Genomic DNA, 21,565 nt, shown 5'->3' on the forward strand with positions numbered 1-21,565 from the left:
AATGATTTGGTTTGTCAAGCTTTTTTATAATTTGTTTCAATGGGTTAGCCAGGTTTGTTATATGTAAATTCACATATAAGTTGCTCCGGTTCTCCCTAATGAGGTGCGTATTATAGACGGTTTGAACTGGGTGTCAACTGCTTTTCGATAGATTTCTTAATTAATTTTAAAATTTGATAAACAAACCATATTTTTCAATAACTTAGTAAAAAACATATATCAAACCAAAGGGTATTATTCTCTAGACAGGTCTTAATATTTAATCCTTATTTACTACAAGGCCTATTAATAAGCTCAATAAGACATTTATAAACCATGCATTATATTGCTGGGCTTATATAGATATATATTCAACACTATTGATATTGACATTAAGCGTACCTATATAGGGAAGCTGACCGCGCCGCAGCTGTCTAGTGTTAATAGACAGCGTTTGCTATAATAGCGGCTTTTATGACATTACTGCATGGCACTCTTACTTACTCTTATTAACAAGCAACTTATTCTATATTATAGCGATTTGATGATCAGTTATTAGATAGCTACTTAATTATCATAATATATAAGATAAATTTTAGCGCAGTGCTTGTGGTCAATGCCCATTTCTTACAACATATCCGACATACTATAGCGGTTAGATATAATTGACGTGGTCTTACGGTTATATGATTGATGGTTGCAATCATCACTGCCAACGGACCCAAAAAGGTGAATAGATTATGGTAGCGATTACTTTACCTGATGGTAGCGTAAAAAACTTTGAAGGCAATACAACAGTCATGGAAGTGGCGCAAAGTATTGGAGCGGGCTTGGCGAAGGCGACGGTCGCGGGACGCGTTGATGGTCATTTAGTAGATGCCCACGACCCTATCGTTGCCGATGCAAAAGTTGAAATCGTGACGCCAAAAGACGCTGACGGCGTCGATATCATTCGCCACTCATGTGCCCACTTGTTAGGTCATGCGGTAAAACAGCTTTATCCTGACGTAAAAATGGTCATCGGTCCTGTTATCGAAGATGGCTTTTATTATGACATCTATAGTGAGACGCCATTTACGCCTGAACATATGGAAAAAATTGAAAAACGCATGATGGAGCTGATTAAGCAAGATTATGACGTCATCAAAAAAATGACTCCTCGTGATGAAGTGATTAAGATTTTTGAAGAGCGCGGCGAAGATTATAAGCTGAAATTGATTAATGACATGCCGGGTGAAGAAGCCTTTGGTCTGTATCATCATCAAGAATATGTCGATATGTGCCGTGGTCCACACGTGCCAAATACGCGCTTCTTAAAAGTGTTTAAACTGACCAAAATGTCAGGTGCTTATTGGCGCGGTGATGCTAAGAATGAGCAGCTACAACGTATCTATGGTACGGCGTGGGCAGATAAAAAAGATTTAAAAGCCTATATCCAACGTATCGAAGAAGCGGAAAAACGTGACCACCGTAAGATTGGTAAGGCGTTAAATCTATTTCATATGCAAGAGCAAGCGCCGGGTATGGTGTTTTGGCATGCCAATGGTTGGACTATTTATCAAGTACTTGAGCAATATATGCGTAAAGTACAGCATGATCATGGTTATGAGGAAATCAAAACGCCGCAAATCGTCGATCGCAGCTTGTGGGAACGTTCAGGCCATTGGGGCAACTATGCCACCAATATGTTCACTACTTCGAGCGAAAACCGTGATTATGCAGTAAAACCAATGAACTGCCCATGTCACGTACAAGTATTTAACCAAGGTTTAAAATCTTACCGTGAACTGCCGCTACGTATGGCAGAGTTTGGCTCGTGCCATCGTAACGAACCCTCTGGTTCATTACATGGTTTGATGCGCGTGCGCGGATTTACCCAAGATGATGCGCATATTTTCTGTACGCAAGCGCAAATTCAACAAGAGGTCGCGGATTTTATTAAGCTTACCCTTGCGGTGTATGAAGACTTTGGTTTTGATAATATCATTATGAAGCTCTCAACCCGTCCTGAAAAACGCGTTGGTAGCGATGAATCTTGGGACTTTGCCGAAAAAGCCTTGGCAGATGCCCTTGATAGCTCAGGTCTTGATTGGGAATACCTACCGGGTGAAGGCGCATTTTATGGTCCAAAGATTGAGTTTAGTCTAAAGGATTCATTGGGTCGTGTCTGGCAGTGCGGTACGATACAGGTTGATCCAAATATGCCTGAGCGCCTTGATGCGGAATTCGTCAATGAGCAAAACGAACGCGAAACCCCTATTATGTTGCACCGTGCAATCTTAGGCTCGTTTGAGCGTTTTATCGGTATTTTGATCGAAAACTACGCCGGTTGGATGCCTGTATGGCTTGCTCCGCAACAAGTGGCGGTGATGAATATCACTGATAAACAAGCCGATGCTTGTGAAAATGTGGTTCGTGAGCTAAAAAATGCAGGTTTACGAGCGACGAGTGACTTGCGTAACGAAAAGATTGGATTTAAGATACGAGAGAAAACATTAGAACGCGTTCCCTATATGCTAGTATTAGGGGATAAAGAGGTCGAAACGGGCAGTGTCAACGTCCGAACTCGTGAAGGTGAAAACCTCGGCGTCATGAGTGTTGCAGAATTTATTAGCTTAGTACAGACTGCTGTCAGCAAAAAAGGCCGACAGACCCCAAAAACAGATGAGGAGTAATACCTATTAAACAGTCAAACCGTTTGAACATCAACGAAGATATCAATGCTAAAGAAGTCCGTTTGGTTAAAGAAGACGGCGAGCAAATGGGCGTGGTCGATATCGAAACCGCGATGAAAGCGGCGCGTGATGAAAACCTAGATTTGGTCGAATTGGTTCCTGAAGCCAAGCCGCCAGTATGCAAAATCATGGATTATAAACATTTCCTCTATGATCAAAAGCAGAAAGCGAAAGAAGCGAAGAAGAACCAAAAACAGACCCAGCTCAAAGAGATGAAGCTACGTCCTAGTACTGAAGAGGCAGATTATCAAGTTAAGCTGAAAAAAATCGTCAGCTTCTTGGAAAACCAAGATAAAGTTAAAATCAGTATCCGTTTCCGTGGTCGCGAAATGGCGCACCAAGAGATTGGACGTAAACAACTTGATCGTATCATTGAAGATACCGCTGATATCTCAAACGTCGAACAGTATCCGAAGATGGAAGGCCGTCAAATGGGTATGCTGCTTGGGCCTACTAAGAAAAAATAATCCACAGGTGGATTATAGCGAGTAGTGGCTGTAAATCGATGTGATGGTTAGTTGATATAATCAATTCACTAACACAGACAGCTCGTTATTATAGACAGTTATAATCTTAACCATCAATATACTCCGGGATATTGATGGTTTTTTCATATTTACCTCTAAATAAATGCATTAAAAGAATCTGAGTACAATGAGCCAAATTTCTCTATAAACGCTTTATCAACCTCAGTTTACAAAACCCATCTTCTCAACCTTTTCATTACCAGTTAATCTAAAGGTTATCTCATCACACATATCTCATTCGAATAAAAATTATTGGGTAATAAAAACAATTGAAACCACGACTATAAAAGCGCTTAGTAAAAACTGTTATTCATTAACAATTAATAGCTAATAAAATTAATAGCTAATAAATAGTGTCATTGATAAATAACGTCGTCGGTAAAGAATCCCATTTTTTAGATATTATAGGAAATTTTATGCAAGAATTGACCCCACCCGAAAACGCTTCAACACCAAGCATCACTTTAACCGCACCTGAACCGGTGAAAGAAATACAAAAAAGTGAAGCGGATCAAATGGTGAAACTGGATGAAAGCCAGATTCCTGAACTTGATGCTAAGGTAGATGCCTTTGTCGATCACGTGATTAATAACTCAGTACACAGCGCTGAGTTTCAGCAAAATGTGCAATCTATCCATAATTTGGGCAATAAAGAAATTCGCGAATCGGCGCAAGTGTCGAACCGTATGCTCGATTTGCCAGCAAAAAGTCTCAATGATAGCTTGTTTGATAACTCACCTATTGCCAAGTCATTGACTGAGCTGCGCGGTATTGTTGAAGATTTGGATCCGAGCAAAAAAGAGCTGACCAGCTCACGCAAGCTCTTCGGTCTGATTCCATTTGGTAACAAAGTGCAAGATTATTTCCGTCAATATGAGTCAGCGCAATCGCATATCAACGCCGTGGTGACCAGCCTTTATAACGGTAAAGATGAGCTGCTCAAAGACAATGCTATGATTGAGCAGGAAAAAGTTAACATGTGGGAGCTGATGCAATCGATTCGCCAATACATTTATGTGGGTAAAAAAATCGATGAGCAGCTTGAGCAAAAGGTGTATGCCGTCGAGGCCACTGACCCCGAAAAAGCGCGTATTATTAAAGAAGAAATGCTGTTTTATGTACGGCAAAAAAATACCGACTTTTTAACGCAATTGGCGGTAAACGTTCAGGGATATTTAGCGCTTGATACCATTCGCAAAAACAACCTAGAGCTGATTAAAGGTGTGGATCGCGCGACGACGACGACGATCTCGGCGTTACGTACGGCGGTGGTGGTTGCTCAAGCAATGACCAATCAAAAACTGGTACTCGATCAAATCACCGCACTAAATAAAACCACCAGTAGCTTGATTGAATCGACCTCTGCGATGCTCAAACGTCAATCGCTTGAGATTCATGAACAGGCAACCAGCAGCACGATTGAGCTTGATAAACTCCAAAACGCCTTCAATAACGTCTATGAGACGATGGATATGATTAGCAATTATAAAATCGAGGCGCTAGAAAATATGAAGCAAACGGTCAATACTCTGACAGCCGAGGTTGATAAAGCGCAGAAATATCTAGATAAATCGAATCAAACGACCGTGCTAGAAGTGTCGAAAGAGTTAAATACTAAAAAGATAACCAATCAATCAAATACGGTCGATATTGATATTTGATTGAGCTTACTTATTGAATGCTGTTTAGTGATATAAGCTAGCAGCTACTTGCTATCTGATACACATAAGACAATTGACCGAAGATATTACGGCGTTGTTCGTGTTAAGATAGCACTTATTAATAATTTTAAAAAATAGATACGGTAATTTATGAGTTGGAATGATCCAAACGCCTCGAGTGAGGCACAAAAATACGTCAACCCTATTCCTAGTCGCGAACTGATACTCAGTACGATTAATGAATACGGTGAAGTCACGCATCAACAATTGGCAAAAGCCTTTAATATCGATGACCCTGACCAATTTGATGCTTTAGGCAATCGTCTAAAAGCAATGGCACGCGATGGGCAAGTAAACCGCGACGGGCGTCCTTATCGCTATCGTACTGTAACCGAACACGATATCGTCACTGGCACCGTGTCAGCTCACCCTAAAGGCTTTGGCTTTGTGATATTGAGCGATATGCCTGATTTGTTTTTGCATGAAAAGCAGATGCGCTGGGTATTTAATGGCGATACCGTACAAGCGGTTGGTACCTCTACGGATAATCGTGGTCGTACTGAAGGGCGTATTGTCGATATCGTTGAGCGTCGCCAAAACAACTTTATTGGTACATTGGCGCACGATGAAGAAGGTTATTGCGTTGAGCTTGGTAGCCCAAATAACCATCAGCCGATTACCGTCACTGAAGAAAACGTGCAAGCATTGAACTCCAAACAAGGTGCGCCAGTCAAAGTCGATATTATCGATTGGCCGAACCAACACGAATTTGCCACCGGTAAAATCACTGAAGTGCTATCTGATGATAATGACCGTGAATTGATTATTGAGACGACTCTACTCAACTATGATATCCCGTCAGACTTTACTGAAGCCGCGCTACAGCAGGCCAATAGCTATCAAGAGCCGACTGAAAAAGACTTGAAAGGTCGGACAGACTTACGTGATTTACCCTTGATTACTATTGATGGTGAAGACGCGCGCGACTTTGATGATGCCGTATTTGCCGAAAAACGCTCGGGCGGTAACTATCGGGTGTTGGTGGCGATTGCTGATGTAAGCTATTACGTCACGCCAAACTCGCCACTTGATAAAGATGCTTACGAGCGCGGCACGTCAGTGTATTTCCCGCATCGCGTGATTCCGATGCTGCCAGAAGTCCTGTCTAATGGTCTATGCTCATTGAATCCTAACCTTGACCGTCTCTGTATGGTTGCCGATATCAAGATATCGCGTGCTGGTAAGGTCACAGGCTACGAGTTTTATCCGGGTGTGATGCACTCGCAAGCGCGTCTGACCTATAATCAAGTGAATGCTTACCTTGCCAATCCAAAAGATAAGAGCGTTCCTGAATCATTAACGGCTAATAAAGACGTTAAAAAATCGGTAGATACCTTACATCAATTGTATGAGCTGCTGCTAAAAAAACGTGAAGAGCGCCATGCCATGGAGTTTGAAACGGTCGAAACGTATATCAAGTTTAATGAAAAAGGTGGCATCGACGCTATCTTACCGCGTACGCGTGGCGATGCGCAAAAGCTTATCGAAGAGTGCATGCTGCTTGCCAATACCTGTGCAGCAAACTTTGCCCTAAAACATGAGTTGCCTGTCTTATATCGTAACCACGATAAGCCTGATAGCGAAAAGTCAATGCGCATTCATGAATATGCCAAAAACTTTGGCTTAAGCTTTCCAGAAGAAAGTCCAACGCAAGCAGATTATCAGCGGATTATCGAAGCAACCAAAGACCGTCCTGACGCGATTAGCATCCACAGCATGCTGCTACGCTCGATGATGCAAGCGAACTATGCGCCTGATAACATCGGTCACTTTGGTTTGGCTTATGATGAGTATAGCCACTTTACCTCGCCGATTCGCCGCTATCCTGATTTAATGCTGCATCGCGCCATTAAAGCGAAAGTGACGAATAGCCAGCAGCCAGTGATGGATTTCTCGCTTGAAGAGGCTGGCACGCAAACCTCAGATACGGAGCGCCGCGCCGAAAAAGCATCGCGTTACGTGGAATCTTGGCTCAAATGTCATTATATGAAAGATCATGTCGGCGAAGAGTTCGATGGCGTGGTGACGACTGTGACGAGCTTCGGTTTATTTGTGACTTTGACCGACTTATATATCGATGGTCTCGTGCACATCTCCAACGTTGGCGACGACTTCTTTGTCTATGATGAGCAGCAACAGCAGCTTATCGGTAAAGACAGAGGCACAGTGTTTGGGCTTGGCGACTTGGTTCGCGTAAAAGTAGCGGGCGTTAATATGGACCTGCTACAAATCGACTTTGATCTTAGAGCTAAGCTACAAGCAAGCCAAATGAATCAAACCAAACGCGATCAGCCAAAGAACAATTCGGCTGGTAAGAGTTCTGCTAACAAAACTTCGGCGAATAAAACTACTTCTAAAAGAAGCAGCAGCCGTGGTAAAGGCACCAGCAAAAAAAGCTAACGCTGCCTAAATGTTAAGATTAAAAAAAAGACTAACGTTATCGTTAGTCTTTTTTTGCTCATTAAAGGGTGATTAATCAGATGCTGTAATTAGGATGGCTCTTATTTCAGCCTTAAAATTCTAAACAATAACAACTCTAAGGTTTAAAGCTCCTATTGCGTATTAGCGATTTGCTCGCTGCGTTGTTGACTGACCTGCTCCGCTTGTTCTATCTGCGTGCTTGCTTTATCAAGAATGGCTTTTGGCTGCTGTCCTAACGGCTGACTTGCGATATCTGAAGTATTACCCTCAGCTACGTTAATGTCAGTTTGTTCTGCGACACTGCTAGCGGCTAACGCTTCTCTATTTTTTTCACGTTGACTGCCGCTGATCATATTAAACCCTGCGAGAATAACGATACCAGCCAAAGCAAAAATAATCAGATGTTTGATTTGCATAAAAAATATCTCGTCTAGGTCGATAAAAGGTAGATAGACGTTTCATTGCATTTTTTATGCCGACTTTTATAGTTAGCACTGACCTTCTAATAGGTAATCTTCAACGCCACTCTTGTGGGCTATTCTTGCGGACTATTGTTACTTAATAAGTCGGTTTCATCTGAATTTTCGGCAATTTCTTGCTCAACTTTTTCCATTAGCTTCTGGTCAGGACGCGCATCGAATACTTCCTCGGCATTGCGACCTTGTAAGATATGCTTGGCCCGCGCCTTTGCTTGTTTCTTATCTTTATCTTCAATACTAGTGCCAGTGGGAAAAGACTCATCAGACGCTTTATCAGTTGCAGAAATGTGCGGCGTTACCGTCGTTTCCGCTGGGGATTTATCATTCGTTTGACTGCTTTGAAAATGCTCAATGGCTTTTTCTAGCTTATGGTTAAAGCGCAACTGATAAATGGGCTCGGGTAAAGTAAAACCTTCATCTTCTAAGGCATGCTTGGTTTCGCGAATGGCGATACTGCGGGCTTTGGAGAAATCTGCCTCCAATTGATTGACCCATACTTGGAACTGTAAAACGATGTTTGATTCGCCGACTTCTTTGATAACCGCCGTGACTTTTGGCTTATCTAAGGCAAATCCCAACTGACAGATGGCATCGATACCTACCTTGATCGCAGCAAGCGGGTCATCGTTGGCATCAACCCCCAGCTCAAAGGTAAAACGGCGCTCGGGGTTTTTGGTGTAATTTAAAATTGTCGCTTTAAAGACTTCAGCGTTAGGAATACGTAATTGATTGCCATCTAAAGTCATCAAAATCGTCGCGCGTGAGGTTAGGCGTACCACGATGCCTTCTTGATTGTTAATCAAAATATGATCGCGGGCGCGAAACGGCTGGCGGATACTAAGCATGAGCGAGGCAATATAGTTCTCAATGGTGTCTTTGACGGCAAAACCAACGGCGATACCAATAACACCTGCGCCGCCAAGCAGCGTGCCCAAGATAGTCTCGGCACCAATCAAACTTAACGCTAAGATAAGACCGAAAACGATAAAGATGACTTTAACGGTTTGGGCAAGCAACTCTGCGACAAAGGGATTTGGCGTAAGACGTTGCCACATTTTTTGCCGATTGGATAACCAACTGCCAAACCACGTCACTAAGGCAAATAAAACAATCCCTACGAGCAGTAGCGGCAACGCTTTGACTAGGTTTTTGGTTTGCGCTTTGAGGCTCTGATAAACGGTCGAGACATTGTCTTGCACATCAAGGGTGCGATTGATTCTATCCTCTACTGTCACTACGTCGGTTAAGCGATTGGTCAGATTAATGGCTTGCTGGGCTTTTTTTTCATTAGGCGTCTCACCGGTTAAGGTCACAACCCCTTGATTAACGCTGACGTTTACTGCTTGCAAGCCGTCAATTTCTGAAAAAATGCCACTGATACGTTGCTGGATATCATTGTCTTTTAACGGCGTTGGCGTGGTTTCGATTTGGGCATTATTGGTACTTTCACCGCTGATAACCGGCGGTTTTTCAACTGGCGCGGGCGCAGTGTCAGAAGTACTTGGCGTCGCAGGGGTAATAGTGATGGCACTATTTAGACTATTATTTGGCTCATTGGCAGGTGGGGCGTTAGGTGTCTGAGCGCTGGTCTCACTGTCAGCTGTACTATCTTCAGCAGCCTCATTATTGGGTACAATATTCTCATTTATGCTGCTGTCTGTAGCCGCATAAGTTGGCATGCTTAAAAGAACGCTTAAAAAGATACTTAATAGCAATAACAGCTGAGCGTAGACGTTTATCGTTATACGCGATTGGCGCTGGCTTAACCTGCGTAGCCTACGTAATTGAGGCTGGTCAACATACGCTGCCATAAGTATCCCTTTATTATTCTAGCTTTATATCACATTTTCAATAATGCTATTTGGATATGGTGACTAAAAACTATTTGCCATCTAGATAAAGCTGCGCCTCGCCCAAGTCTAAGGTGCCTTCGTAAATCGCGCGCCCAGTGATAATTCCTTCAATACAATCACCATAAGGTTTGAGCAATTCGATGTCTTTTATATCGGTGACGCCGCCTGAGGCAATCACCGGCAAGCCGCCTTCACGCGCTAAATTAACCGTCTGTTCGACATTGACGCCTTGCATCATACCATCACGAGCGATATCGGTATAAACGATTGACGATACGCCAACATCAGCAAAACGTTTGGCAAGCTCAGTCGCTTTAGTATCGGTCACATTTGCCCAGCCATGCGTGGCAACCATGCCATCTTTGGCATCGATACCGACAATAATGTGTCCAGCAAACTCGCGGCAAGCTTCGGTCACAAACTCTGGATCTTCCACAGCTTTAGTACCAATGATAATATAGGTCAGACCAGCACTAATATACTGCTCGATGGTTTTCATATTGCGCACACCGCCGCCCAATTGAATCGGCAGCTTGGGGAAAGCTTTGGCAATGTCGTTGACCACTTGTTTGTGTACTGGGATGCCATCAAAGGCGCCATTTAAATCGACCAAATGTAAGCGACGCGCGCCTTCATTGACCCAACGCGCCGCCATAGCGACTGGATCGTCAGAAAATACCGTATCGTCTTCCATACGACCTTGTTTTAAACGCACACATTTACCATCTTTTAAATCGATAGCGGGGATAATGACAGGGACAGCACACATACAGCATTCCTTATAAAGCGATATCAGCGATTAAAAATAGTTGAATAATAACAATATGAATAAGAAAAATTCAAAATTGAAAAAAGTATCTAAGCCCATCAAAGGGCGACTACATAAAATTTATTTAGCATAGCAAATTAAAAGCAGCTATTAGGGAAAATTGATTAAATATTAAAAATGGCAGTGGTAAATCATAATACAAGTTAAAGTTTGGTTAAAAAATGGTAAAGAACCAATCACCGTAACTACAATCATAACCATAAGTTTTAGCCGAAGGAATCACTCGTAACATTAGGTAAATTCATTTACCAACTGGCAATTTTAGGTCAGTTTAGCGTATAATCCTAGGTAAATTTGTATTTGTATGATAAAACCTAATCGTCTGCTACCTATTGACGATTGCAATCAGCATAAGGTAAATATGAGCACCGCATTAGCACTAAATTAATGCTGAGCTTATCAAGAAATTGAGTTTACCCTGTAATCATAGGTCATTAACCAGCACTTAGATAGCTTTCACAAAGACAGCTTTCATAAAGTATGAACAAATCATTGATGCCTCATTTATATTCACTCGTATGAATAGCGCTGCGTAAATTTTAATAACCCTATGATTCCTGATACGACAAATTTTAAGATTTTAATAAATCGTATGGTAAAACTGTATTTTATCTACTGTCAGCCTCGTTGAGGACGCGGTTAGATTTGTGAGTTTTACGATACACCTTGGTAGCCAGTCGTCACTTTGGTCATTCGAATAAGACATTAACGTGTTGTTAAGGAGTCTAAGGTCAGCGTTAATACTCTTACTTGTAGTTATGATGATGTGTTATGTCTAGAGCACTTTTTCACGCCCTTTTTTGGGTTTGCTAAAGCACTTTATTGATGACGCTGTTATCCATGCTGCCGATATACCAAACAGGACGTCTGGTATCGTTTTAGACTATGGACTAAGTTTTCGCTTATGATTACCATCAAAAAAGGTTTGGATTTACCCATCACTGGTGAACCCTCCCGCGAGATATCTGAGCACAGACCCGCCTATGTAGCACTTGTTGGCTATGATTATGTGGGCATGAAGCCCACGATGAATGTCAAAGAAGGCGACATCGTAGCTAAAGGTCAGCCCGTTTTTGAAGACAAAAAACGGGTCGGCGTTATCTACACTGCCCCTGCTGCTGGTAAGGTCGTCGCCGTTAATCGCGGTGAGCGTCGTGTTTTTGAAAGTCTTGTGATTGCGGTCGACCCAAACGGTGAAGAAGTAGAATTTCAGCGCTACGACTCCCAGCAACTTGCTGACCTAGATTCTGAAGTCGTTGAAACCCAACTGCTTGCCTCTGGCGAATGGACTGCGTTTCGTACGCGACCTTATAGCCGCTCTCCTGATATCGGTGCCCGTCCGCACGCTATTTTTGTCACCGCCATGGATACCAATCCACTAGCGCTTGACCCGATGTTGCTGATTAATGAGCAGCTTCAAGCGTTCAATGACGGACTTGCTGTATTATCAACCCTCAGCCCCAAGACCTTTGTCTGCCATCACGGCGATGCCCAGTTGACGCCAGTTGCCAAAACGGCGGCTAATAATGTCACTGAGTATCATAGCTTTGCTGGCAAACACCCTGCTGGTCTAGCTGGCACGCACATTCACTTTTTGCATCCTATCATGCGCGGCGTGACCGTGTGGACGATTGGTTACCAAGACGTGATTGCCATTGGTAAGCTGTTTACTACTGGTCGCTTATATACGCGCCGTATGCTTAGCCTCGCTGGCCCTGCGGTTAAAAACCCGCATTTGGTGGTCACCGAGCGCGGTGCAGATATCGCAGCATTGACCAAAGGTGAGCTTACAGCTGGCGAGAACCGTATCATCTCGGGTTCTGTGTTATCGGGCCGCAAGGTGTTGGGTAACACCAATTATCTTGGTCGCTTTCATAATCAAATCAGTGCGCTAACCGAAGGTCGTGAACGTCCAGCGTTTCACTTCTTTACCGCTGGTGCCAATCGCTTTTCTAAATTGCCTATCTATATCTCGCAGTTTTTTGGTGGTAAAAAATATGACTTTACCACTTCGAGCAATGGCTCACCGCGGGCGATGGTGCCAATTGGTGTCTATGAAGAAGTCATGCCACAAGACTATCTACCAACGCAGCTATTGCGCGCTTTGATTGTCGAAGACATCGTTAGTGCCGTCGATTTGGGCGTACTTGAATTGGACGAAGAAGATTTGGCATTATGCACCTTTGTATCTCCTGGCAAATATGAATTCGGCGATATTTTGCGTGACAACTTAACGCGCATTGAGCTGGAGGGCTAACCACGATGAAATTTTTACACAATATGTTCGATCGTATGGAGCCGTCTTTCACCAAGGGTGGCAAACACGAAAAGTACTACGCTATCTTTGAGATGTTTGATACGTTTTTACGTCAACCTGGCTCAACGACATACGCATCCTCACACGTACGCGACGGTATTGACCTTAAGCGTATTATGATTACCGTTTGGTTATGTACTTTCCCTGCGATGTTTTGGGGTATGTACAATATCGGTCATCAAGCATTAACAGCGATTGCGCAGCTTGGCTTACAGCCTGAAGGCTGGCGTACCGTTATCACCAGTATGGCAGGCTACAATCCAGACAGTATCTGGGCAAGCTTTGTCTACGGGGCCATGCAGTTCCTCCCGATTTATATCGTCACCTTTGCGGTCGGTATTCTCTGTGAGATTATCTTTGCTGTGGTGCGCGGTCATGAAGTTAACGAAGGTTTCTTTGTGACTTCTGTTCTATTTGCGCTGTGTCTACCACCAGATATTCCTTTATGGCAAGTTGCCTTAGGTATTATCTTTGGTGTGGTCGTGGCAAAAGAAGTCTTTGGCGGTACGGGCAAAAACTTCTTGAACCCTGCCCTATCAGGTCGTGCGTTCTTGTACTTTGCTTACCCTGCTTATATGTCAGGCGACTCAGTATGGACGGCGGTTGATGGTTTCTCAGGAGCCACGCCACTTGGACTTGCTGCGCTTGGCGTCGTCCCAGAAGACTTCGTTGATGTTTATGGCAATGCCATCACGTGGACAGATGCTTTCTTGGGTAATATGCAAGGCAGTATCGGTGAAGTATCGACGCTGGCTATCTTGCTAGGTGCAGTGGTTCTACTTTGGACGCGCATTGCCTCATGGCGCATCATGGCAGGCTGTGTGGTGGGGCTAATTGCCACATCGCTCGTCTTTAACATGGTTGGTTCTGAAGACAATATGATGATGAGCTTGCCGTTTTATTGGCATTTAGTCATCGGCGGTTTTGCCTTTGGTGCGGTGTTTATGGCAACCGATCCTGTATCAGCTGCGCACACCAATAAAGGCCGCTGGGCTTATGGTATCTTGATTGGTTTTATGACCGTACTCATTCGCGTCGTCAACCCAGCCTTCCCAGAAGGCATCATGCTTGCCATTTTATTCGCCAACTTATTTGCGCCATTATTTGATTACTTTGTGACGCAAGCCAATATCAAGCGCCAAACAGCACGGAGGGTTCGTTATGTCCAAGCCCAAAAGTAATAATGCAAAAACCATCAGCGTGGCGTTGACGCTATGCTTGGTGTGTTCTGTATTGGTCTCAGCGGCGGCTGTTGGTTTAAAACCAGCGCAAGTTGAAAACGCGCGCTTAGACCGTAATAAAAACATCTTAGTCGCCGCTGGTATGTTTGATCCGGCGTCCGATACCAATGAAGATGTGGCTGAGCGTTTTAAAGACTTTGAGGTAAAAATCGTTGACCTTAATAAAGGCAATTACCTCGATGACGACGCGCTAAAAGCCGCTGGCATTCCTGATCGCAATGCATACGATGCCAGTCAAGCAACTAAAAACAAAGCCTTGAGTGAAGATTTGGGCGGTAATGACCCTGCTGGTATCGGCCGTGTTCCTAAATACGCCAAAGTCTATGTCAAAAGTGATGACGCTGGACAACCTGAAATGGTGGTGCTGCCGATTCAAGGCTATGGTCTATGGGGTACGATTTATGGTTTCTTAACGCTTGAAAGTGATATGAATACCATCAAAGGTATCAGTTTTTATGAGCATAAAGAAACCCCAGGTCTAGGTGCTCGTATCGAGGAGCCTGAGTGGCGCGCCATGTGGAGCGGCATTCATTCTTATGATGAAAACGGCGCAGTAGCAACGGGTGTGACCAAAGCCGGTAATCCAAAAGACAACTGGGTAGATGGCATCAGTGGTGCTACTTTGACCAGTCGCGGCGTCAGTAACATGATTCAGTTTTGGCTCGGTGAGCAAGGTTATAAACCTTATCTAGATCATCTGCGTGAAGAGAGCGGTAAAACATTGGCGGATGCAGAAGTCAAAGCCAATCAAAGTCCGTATAAAAAACTGGGTCAGAACTTACATCAACAGCAGACGCATCCCGCAACCGAACTGGTCGCAGTAGTGCCAGCAGCACACGGCAAGGAGGCATAACATGGCTGATACAAAAACGATTTTAACCTCGCCTATTTTTGATAATAACCCGATTGCTCTACAAATCTTAGGTATTTGTTCGGCGTTGGCGGTTACTACCAGTGTGGCGAATGCGCTGGTGATGAGTGTGGCGTTGACCTTGGTCACGGCATTCTCAAGCTTTTTTATCTCTATTATCCGTAAGCAAATCCCATCAAGCATTCGTATTATTGTGCAGATGACGATTATTGCGTCACTAGTTATCGTGGTTGACCAGATTTTAAAAGCGGTCGCTTATGACGTCAGTAAAGGCTTGTCAGTATTCGTTGGTTTGATTATCACCAACTGTATCGTGATGGGCCGTGCCGAAGCATTTGCCATGAGCAATCCACCAGTACCAAGCTTTTTAGACGGTATTGGTAACGGTCTTGGTTACTCGGCGGTACTGTTATTTGTCGCGAGTGTGCGTGAGATTTTGGGCGCAGGCAGCTGGTTCGGTATTACCATTTTGCAAACTGCAAACGATGGTGGTTGGTACGTACCAAATGGTCTATTACTATTGCCACCGTCAGCATTCTTTATTATCGCTCTGTTCATTGTGATTATCCGTACTTGGAAACCTGAACAGGTCGAAGAAGCTGAATTTGTAATGAAGCCGCAATCTAAAGGCATGGCACAAGGAGGCGGTCACTAATGGGACACTATGTCAGTTTATTTATAACCTCGGTCTTTATCGAGAATATGGCGTTGGCCTACTTCTTAGGCATGTGTACCTTTTTGGCGGTATCAAAAAAGGTCTCTACCGCTATTGGTCTTGGGGTCGCTGTGGTCGTCGTGATGGCGATTACCGTACCGCTAAATAACCTTTTGTTTCAGTTCATCTTAAAAAATGGTGCGCTGGCATGGGCAGGTTTCCCTGATATCGACTTAAGCTTTTTGGGTCTACTCAGTTATATTGGTTTGATCGCCGCTGTGGTACAGATTTTAGAGATGTTCTTAGATAAGTTCGTCCCGAGTCTGTATAACGCCCTTGGGGTGTTCTTACCGCTGATTACCGTCAACTGTGCCATCTTAGGTGGCGTATTGTTTATGGTTGAGCGTGATTATAACTTCGGTGAATCGATGGTATACGGCGTCGGCGCAGGCTTCGGTTGGGCATTGGCGATTACCGCCTTGGCGGGTATCCGTGAAAAGCTAAAATACTCAGACATTCCAGCGCCGCTGCGTGGTCTTGGTATTACCTTTATCACGGTTGGTCTGATGTCACTTGGCTTTATGTCTTTCGGCGGTATGTCAATTTAAACCGCTAAGCTTAAACCCTATTTAGCACTTTGACCTATTTAATTCATTTATTCGGTAGGGGTTCAAAAAACGCAAAGACGTTTTTTCGCTCCCCTACTCCATAGATTAAGGATACCTACCATGGATTACGCTACGGCGATTGGTGGCGTTGCTATGTTTACCGTGATCATCATGGGTCTCGTTGCCATTATTTTGGCGGCGCGCTCAAGATTGGTCAGTTCAGGCGATGTTACTATCCATATCAACGATAATCCCGATAATGACGTCGTGACACCCGCGGGCGGGAAACTGCTACAAACACTGGCAAGCGAAGGTATTTTCTTATCTTCAGCCTGTGGTGGCGGTGGTACGTGCGCGCAGTGTCGTTGCCGCGTTATCGAAGGGGGCGGCTCTATTCTGCCCACCGAAACTGGGTATTTTACCCAAGGCGAAATCCGTAACCACATGCGCCTTGCCTGTCAGGTTGCGGTAAAGCAAGACATGAAAATCGAGATTGATCCTGAGTTTTTTGATGTACAAAAGTGGGAATGTGAAGTTGTCTCGAACGATAACGTTGCCACCTTTATTAAAGAATTGGTGCTTAAAATTCCAGAAGGCGAGGAAGTCAATTTCCGTGCGGGTGGTTATGTACAGTTAGAAGCGCCGCCGCATGAAGTGCATTATAAAGATTTTGTGATTGACGAAGAATACCGCGAAGACTGGGAAAAATTCGACATTTTCAAATATGTATCGAAAGTTGATGAGCCCGTGATTCGTGCTTACTCAATGGCCAACTACCCAGACGAAAAAGGCATTATCAAATTCAATATCCGTATCGCCAGTCCACCGCCTCGCGGCCCTGACGGTATACCACCGGGCAAAATGTCCTCTTGGGTATTTAGCCTCGTCCCTGGCGATAAAGTGACGGTTTCTGGTCCTTATGGTGAGTTTTTTGCCAAAGACACCGAAGCTGAAATGATTTTCGTTGGTGGTGGTGCAGGTATGGCGCCGATGCGCTCGCACATTTTCGATCAGCTCAAACGCTTAAATACCAAGCGTAAGATTAGCTTTTGGTATGGCGCGCGCTCGATTCGTGAGATGTTCTACGTTGAAGATTATGACCAACTAGAAGAAGAGTTTGATAACTTCGAGTGGCATGTGGCCTTGTCTGATCCTCTCCCTGAGGACAATTGGGAAGGTCCAACCGGCTTTATCCATAACGTGCTGCTTGAAAATTATCTTAAAGACCATCCAAACCCAGAAGACTGTGAATACTATATGTGCGGGCCACCGATGATGAACGCGGCGGTAATCGACATGCTACACAGTTTGGGCGTGGAAGATGAAAACATCATGCTTGATGATTTTGGTGGTTAAGCGAGTTATTTAAATCGGTTGATAAAACCTATTTATTCAACAAGTATCGTTAAGCTAAAAATATATGATAAATTAAGAGTCTCAATGGAGGCTCTTTTTTTGTGCGCTAAATCAACCATTTTCAATCAGAAAGGATTCTTATGAAAACCAAAGCGAAAGATTTGACCATTTGGATTACCGGCGCGTCTAGCGGTATCGGCGAAGCATTATCAATTGCCTTTGCCAAACGTGGTGCTACTATTATTTTAAGTGGCCGTGATAAAGATAAGTTAGAAACCGTCAAAAACCGCTGCAAAAATAGCAAAAAACATATCGTCGTTCCCTTCGATATCGCCGATGCCAAGCAAACAAAAGCTGCCTATGACACTGCTAAAACTCAAGCTGGAAAAATTGATTGGTTGATTAATAATGCAGGTATCAGTCAACGGGCGCTTATCATGGAAACGACCGAGGAAGTTGAGCGGAAGCTGATGGAGATAGATTATTTCGCGCAAACGCGGCTGACCAGACTGGTATTACCAGATATGATTGCGCAAGGCGGCGGCAAAGTGGTCATGGTATCGAGCGTGGCAGGTTTACTGGGTACCCAATATCGCGGCGCGTATGGTGCTGCCAAAGCCGCAATTCATATGTGGGCAAACAGCTTACGCGCAGAATTGCATGACCAAGGTATCGAGGTGGCGACCATATTCCCAGGATTTATTCAAACCAATATCTCTATCAATGCTTTAACCGGTGATGGTAGTGCGCAAGGGACGATGGACGATGCCACCAATAAAGGTCTTACTGCGACCGCCTTTGCAAAGCAGGTCGTCAAAGCCCTGACTAAGGGTGAAGAATATATCATCATTGCTGGCAATAAAGAAAAGCTTGCCACTAGAGTCAATCGTTTATCGCCGCCAAAGCTGTATAAACTTATCCGTGAGTCACAGGTTAAATAAACGAACAGATTGGGTTCTAGTTTCTCAAGTCGTACGTTAGTCGTAAATTGGCCTTATCGGTAACAAGGGGTGTAAAATAGGCGACGCTTAGCTTAGTTAGTTATGAGTTATTTATAAACCATTATTTACTGACCACTCGATACTAGCTAACGCCCCACTCACCCCTTTGCTTTATCAAGCTGTGATGATTTATATGACAAATTTAACCGCATTTTCTGCCGCTAACAAACCCCTAAAGTCCGCCTCTTTAACCATCATTGCTATCAGCTCTGTACTCACGCTTAGCGCCTGCCAGCAAAAGCCCGATTATAACAACCTCAGCGGCGAGACCATGGGCACCAGCTATCATATCAGTTATCAACTGCCCAAAGGCGCTGATGAATCTACCATACAAGCCGCCATCGATAAGCGCTTGCAAGATATCAATGACAGCATGTCAACCTATCAAGCAGACTCTACTATTTCTAAATTCAATCAATTAGGCAAAGATACGCCGATTGCTATCGACGCTGATTTTAGCCATGTATTAAAGGCCTCAAGGCAAGTTTATGAGCTGTCGGGCGGTGCTTTTGACCCAACGGTAATGCCCTTGATAGAAACTTGGGGCTTTGGCAGCACCATGACGGTTGAGCGCTTGCAAAGTCCGCCAAGCGCGCTTGAGATTGCCCAAGCGAAAGCCTTGGTCGATTTTGACAGTGTCATTCAAAAAGATGACAACATTTATAAAACCAAAGACGGTGTTGGCCTTGATTTTTCGGCGGTGGCTAAAGGTTATGGCGTCGACGTCATTGCCGATGTGCTTAAGAACACTTATCAAATTCGCAACTATATGGTTGAGATTGGCGGCGAAGTGGCGACCTCGGGCGTCAGCGCGCAGCAGCAGCCGTGGCAAATCGCTATTGATGCACCCATTGAGGGCAGTACGGTAAGTACTCGGCAAGCAATGGCGGTGATTCGCCAGCCTATCAATAATGGCTCTAGCATGGCGCTTGCTACTTCTGGCAACTATCGCAACTCCGTCGTTTTCGATGGTAAGCACTATAGCCACACCATTGACCCAACCACAGGTGAGCCAATCGTAGGTGGCGCGCCATCAGTAACGGTCGCTGCAGCAACGGTGGCGCTGGCGGATGCGTGGGCAACGGCCTTGACCGCCATGCCTTATGAAAAAGCACTGGCTACGGCAAAAGAGCATGATATCGCAGCTTTATTTGTGATTTTGGCAAAAGGTGTTGCAGCAGACACGGCGACCGACAACGTTGATGATTGGCAAGTGGTCGAAACGCCGGCGATGAAAACCTTGCGCGCCGATAAAAAGTCTTAGTATCAAACGTCTAGACTGTAATAACCTGCTAAGCACAAACGAGCAAGGCAAATTTTTGCTATACTATAAGTAAGTCATTACTTAGATGGCTGCTTCATATTTTAAACGAGAGGTTATCTCTATGCTTAACCAATTGCTTCCCATGCTTGCTGTCACCTTTACCGTCTTTATGCTGTTTTTTATCTTTATGGGCATCGGTTATATGGTCAAAAAAAAGCCGCTTAGAGGCTCGTGCGGTGGTGTGGCAAAGTTGATGGGTGACGAGTTTTGCTCATTTTGTGGTAACGACCCCAATAAATGCGATTCGCTGGTCGATCAACAGCAAGAAACCGCGCTAAAGGCTGCGCAATTAGGCAAGTCGGTATAAACCTGCTATTTGTTACCATACGCTGGTAGTATTTAGCCGCCCTCTATTCTTATAATAGCGTCGAGTCCTTTGCAATTAACCTTGCAAACTAACAGTGACTGACGCTATTTTTGCTTTAGCGTTTATATAAAAGCTTTTTTATCATAACCGCTATCAGCAAAGCCAAAACTTCACTATTCATATACTAAGTTTACCCTGATAAATGGGGTAGCAAGTTCATATGACTTGCTTTCTGCAAGTGTTTTTATACTCTATATTCTAATATGTGGTCTTGAGCGCCGTCTTATCGACGGGCTTTGGGGTTATTTATAAGTGCTGCTGCGTCAGTGCTTATAAATGACGTGTCCTTTTTTTATTTTAATAGTCGTGCTGCTATGTCTACCTCTCCTAATTTGCAATCTGATATACCGTCCCAGTCTCAACCAGATGCGCCAGCAAACCTAAAGCTGCCCTCATCGCGCTTTATTTTTTGGCTCGTGCTATGTGCTATGGTTTTATTGGCGTCCAATATGCGCGCGCCGATTGTGGCGCTGGGTTCTATTGCGCCGGTGGTACAAGGGGCGCTTGATATCTCCGAAACCCAAATTGGTTGGCTTGGTGCAGTGCCGATGCTGACATTTGCGCTTGGGGCTTTTATTTCGCCTACGATTGGGAAGCGTTTTGGCCTTGAAAATACGCTGATCACGATGATTGCGTTATTAACTGCAGGTATGGTTATTCGTAGCGTCATTCCGACTTGGATTGGCTTTTTAAGCGGCACGTTATTACTAACATTGGCGATTGGTTTTGCCAATACCCTTGCTGCTCCGGTGATTAAGCAGCGCACACCGAATCATATTCCGCTGATTACTGGTTTATTTAGTCTTACCATGACCGTCTCGGCAGGGATTGTCGCAGGCGTGGTTTTGCCGTTATCTGAGCAATTTGGCTGGCAATGGGCGCTGGGTGGTTGGTCGATTTTAGGCTTGTTTGCCTTAATCATTTGGGTATTATTACGGCTGCGTTTGGGCTCATCAAATCATCAGCCTATCAAACCGCTTGCCGCAGGCGAGAAAGCCCCATCGCACATTTCAATGTGGCGCACGCCGTTTGCTTGGCAAATTGCGGTATTTATGGGTTTACAGTCCTTGCTTTTTTATACCGTCGCCAGTTTCTTACCGTCGATATGGCTAAGTAAAGGGTTGTCAGCGGTGAGCGCGGGACAAATGGCTTCCGTCTTTCAATTTATGGCACCGGTCGCTATTTTAAGCTTAACGTGGCTCGTCAACCGCGGGCGTCCTATACAAGCGCTAGCCATCTTTGCTGCGTCACTAAACGTGCTCGGCGTCTTGGGTCTTACTT

Annotated in this window: 17 protein-coding genes; 14 read left to right on the forward strand and 3 right to left on the reverse strand. The window is 44.4% G+C overall.

All coding sequences use genetic code 11. The annotated features are described in order from the left end of the window. Positions 1–719: 719 nt before the first annotated feature. The 4 genes from thrS to rnr all read left to right on the forward strand — a co-directional run bounded on the left by thrS (position 720) and on the right by rnr (position 7,362). Positions 720–2,654 (forward strand): threonine--tRNA ligase, encoded by a 1,935-nt coding sequence (gene thrS / locus V7D75_RS09285; RefSeq protein ID WP_191692435.1) that lies wholly within the window; start codon positions 720–722, stop codon positions 2,652–2,654. A 23-nt stretch (positions 2,655–2,677) separates the two neighbouring features. After that, positions 2,678–3,181, forward strand: a complete 504-nt coding sequence (gene infC / locus V7D75_RS09290) for a translation initiation factor IF-3 (RefSeq protein ID WP_144297936.1) — start codon at positions 2,678–2,680, stop codon at positions 3,179–3,181. Positions 3,182–3,657: 476 nt separating this feature from the next. Further along, the gene (locus tag V7D75_RS09295) at positions 3,658–4,902 is read left to right on the forward strand and encodes a toxic anion resistance protein (protein WP_068408298.1); all 1,245 of its coding nucleotides are present in this window, start codon (positions 3,658–3,660) and stop codon (positions 4,900–4,902) included. A 150-nt stretch (positions 4,903–5,052) separates the two neighbouring features. After that, on the forward strand, positions 5,053–7,362 hold the full coding sequence (gene rnr, locus V7D75_RS09300) for a ribonuclease R (RefSeq protein WP_333614339.1): 2,310 nt from the start codon (positions 5,053–5,055) through the stop codon (positions 7,360–7,362). A gap of 152 nt (positions 7,363–7,514) precedes the next feature. Here the strand turns inward: rnr and V7D75_RS09305 are convergent, their stop codons facing one another. The 3 genes from V7D75_RS09305 to hisA form a co-directional block, all read right to left on the reverse strand. Beyond that, entirely contained in the window at positions 7,515–7,799 is a 285-nt protein-coding gene (locus V7D75_RS09305; RefSeq protein WP_102076948.1) for a hypothetical protein, read from the reverse strand. A gap of 119 nt (positions 7,800–7,918) precedes the next feature. Further along, positions 7,919–9,541, reverse strand: coding sequence for a mechanosensitive ion channel domain-containing protein (locus V7D75_RS09310; RefSeq protein WP_333614340.1), 1,623 nt, complete (start codon positions 9,539–9,541; stop codon positions 7,919–7,921). A 202-nt stretch (positions 9,542–9,743) separates the two neighbouring features. Beyond that, complete coding sequence (gene hisA / locus V7D75_RS09315; RefSeq protein WP_289050654.1) at positions 9,744–10,484, reverse strand: 1-(5-phosphoribosyl)-5-[(5-phosphoribosylamino)methylideneamino]imidazole-4-carboxamide isomerase; 741 nt, start codon at positions 10,482–10,484, stop codon at positions 9,744–9,746. A 964-nt stretch (positions 10,485–11,448) separates the two neighbouring features. Here hisA and V7D75_RS09320 point away from each other — a divergent pair. From V7D75_RS09320 to V7D75_RS09365, 10 genes are all read left to right on the forward strand, one after another. After that, positions 11,449–12,801, forward strand: a complete 1,353-nt coding sequence (locus tag V7D75_RS09320; RefSeq protein ID WP_333614341.1) for a Na(+)-translocating NADH-quinone reductase subunit A — start codon at positions 11,449–11,451, stop codon at positions 12,799–12,801. A gap of 5 nt (positions 12,802–12,806) precedes the next feature. Further along, a complete protein-coding gene (locus V7D75_RS09325; RefSeq protein ID WP_068404388.1) occupies positions 12,807–14,042 on the forward strand; it encodes an NADH:ubiquinone reductase (Na(+)-transporting) subunit B in 1,236 nt (411 codons plus the stop codon). Further along, positions 14,023–14,955 carry a Na(+)-translocating NADH-quinone reductase subunit C gene (locus tag V7D75_RS09330; RefSeq protein WP_333614342.1) on the forward strand — a complete coding sequence of 311 codons (933 nt, stop codon included), beginning with the start codon at positions 14,023–14,025 and terminating at the stop codon, positions 14,953–14,955. Before V7D75_RS09325 ends, V7D75_RS09330 begins: the two co-directional genes overlap by 20 nt. Position 14,956: 1 nt before the next feature. Beyond that, entirely contained in the window at positions 14,957–15,628 is a 672-nt protein-coding gene (locus tag V7D75_RS09335) for an NADH:ubiquinone reductase (Na(+)-transporting) subunit D (protein WP_068404384.1), read from the forward strand. Further along, a complete protein-coding gene (nqrE, locus tag V7D75_RS09340) occupies positions 15,628–16,236 on the forward strand; it encodes an NADH:ubiquinone reductase (Na(+)-transporting) subunit E (RefSeq protein ID WP_068404382.1) in 609 nt (202 codons plus the stop codon). The genes V7D75_RS09335 and nqrE overlap by 1 nt, the downstream gene beginning before the upstream one ends. A 120-nt stretch (positions 16,237–16,356) precedes the next feature. Further along, complete coding sequence (gene nqrF, locus V7D75_RS09345; protein WP_068404380.1) at positions 16,357–17,592, forward strand: NADH:ubiquinone reductase (Na(+)-transporting) subunit F; 1,236 nt, start codon at positions 16,357–16,359, stop codon at positions 17,590–17,592. A 140-nt stretch (positions 17,593–17,732) separates the two neighbouring features. Next, complete coding sequence (locus tag V7D75_RS09350; RefSeq protein WP_333614343.1) at positions 17,733–18,533, forward strand: SDR family NAD(P)-dependent oxidoreductase; 801 nt, start codon at positions 17,733–17,735, stop codon at positions 18,531–18,533. A 193-nt stretch (positions 18,534–18,726) separates the two neighbouring features. Then, on the forward strand, positions 18,727–19,857 hold the full coding sequence (locus V7D75_RS09355) for an FAD:protein FMN transferase (RefSeq protein ID WP_333614344.1): 1,131 nt from the start codon (positions 18,727–18,729) through the stop codon (positions 19,855–19,857). 121 nt (positions 19,858–19,978) lie between these two features. Beyond that, on the forward strand, positions 19,979–20,224 hold the full coding sequence (gene nqrM / locus V7D75_RS09360) for a (Na+)-NQR maturation NqrM (protein WP_144297948.1): 246 nt from the start codon (positions 19,979–19,981) through the stop codon (positions 20,222–20,224). A gap of 374 nt (positions 20,225–20,598) precedes the next feature. Continuing rightward, a partial coding sequence (locus V7D75_RS09365; protein ID WP_333614345.1) for an MFS transporter occupies positions 20,599–21,565 on the forward strand: 967 nt, incomplete at its 3' end.

The organism is Psychrobacter sp. (assembly GCF_036731945.1).
Lineage (GTDB): Bacteria > Pseudomonadota > Gammaproteobacteria > Pseudomonadales > Moraxellaceae > Psychrobacter.

What these genes read in the sequence shown, in the direction of transcription:
- thrS (WP_191692435.1), top strand. Translation starts at nt 720, where the DNA reads ATGGTAGCGATTACTTTACCTGATGGTAGCGTAAAAAACTTTGAAGGC.
- V7D75_RS09295 (WP_068408298.1), top strand. Translation starts at nt 3,658, where the DNA reads ATGCAAGAATTGACCCCACCCGAAAACGCTTCAACACCAAGCATCACT.
- rnr (WP_333614339.1), top strand. Translation starts at nt 5,053, where the DNA reads ATGAGTTGGAATGATCCAAACGCCTCGAGTGAGGCACAAAAATACGTC.
- V7D75_RS09305 (WP_102076948.1), bottom strand. Translation starts at nt 7,799, where the DNA reads ATGCAAATCAAACATCTGATTATTTTTGCTTTGGCTGGTATCGTTATT.
- V7D75_RS09310 (WP_333614340.1), bottom strand. Translation starts at nt 9,541, where the DNA reads ATGCCAACTTATGCGGCTACAGACAGCAGCATAAATGAGAATATTGTA.
- hisA (WP_289050654.1), bottom strand. Translation starts at nt 10,484, where the DNA reads ATGTGTGCTGTCCCTGTCATTATCCCCGCTATCGATTTAAAAGATGGT.
- V7D75_RS09320 (WP_333614341.1), top strand. Translation starts at nt 11,449, where the DNA reads ATGATTACCATCAAAAAAGGTTTGGATTTACCCATCACTGGTGAACCC.
- V7D75_RS09325 (WP_068404388.1), top strand. Translation starts at nt 12,807, where the DNA reads ATGAAATTTTTACACAATATGTTCGATCGTATGGAGCCGTCTTTCACC.
- V7D75_RS09330 (WP_333614342.1), top strand. Translation starts at nt 14,023, where the DNA reads ATGTCCAAGCCCAAAAGTAATAATGCAAAAACCATCAGCGTGGCGTTG.
- V7D75_RS09335 (WP_068404384.1), top strand. Translation starts at nt 14,957, where the DNA reads ATGGCTGATACAAAAACGATTTTAACCTCGCCTATTTTTGATAATAAC.
- nqrE (WP_068404382.1), top strand. Translation starts at nt 15,628, where the DNA reads ATGGGACACTATGTCAGTTTATTTATAACCTCGGTCTTTATCGAGAAT.
- nqrF (WP_068404380.1), top strand. Translation starts at nt 16,357, where the DNA reads ATGGATTACGCTACGGCGATTGGTGGCGTTGCTATGTTTACCGTGATC.
- V7D75_RS09350 (WP_333614343.1), top strand. Translation starts at nt 17,733, where the DNA reads ATGAAAACCAAAGCGAAAGATTTGACCATTTGGATTACCGGCGCGTCT.
- V7D75_RS09355 (WP_333614344.1), top strand. Translation starts at nt 18,727, where the DNA reads ATGACAAATTTAACCGCATTTTCTGCCGCTAACAAACCCCTAAAGTCC.
- nqrM (WP_144297948.1), top strand. Translation starts at nt 19,979, where the DNA reads ATGCTTAACCAATTGCTTCCCATGCTTGCTGTCACCTTTACCGTCTTT.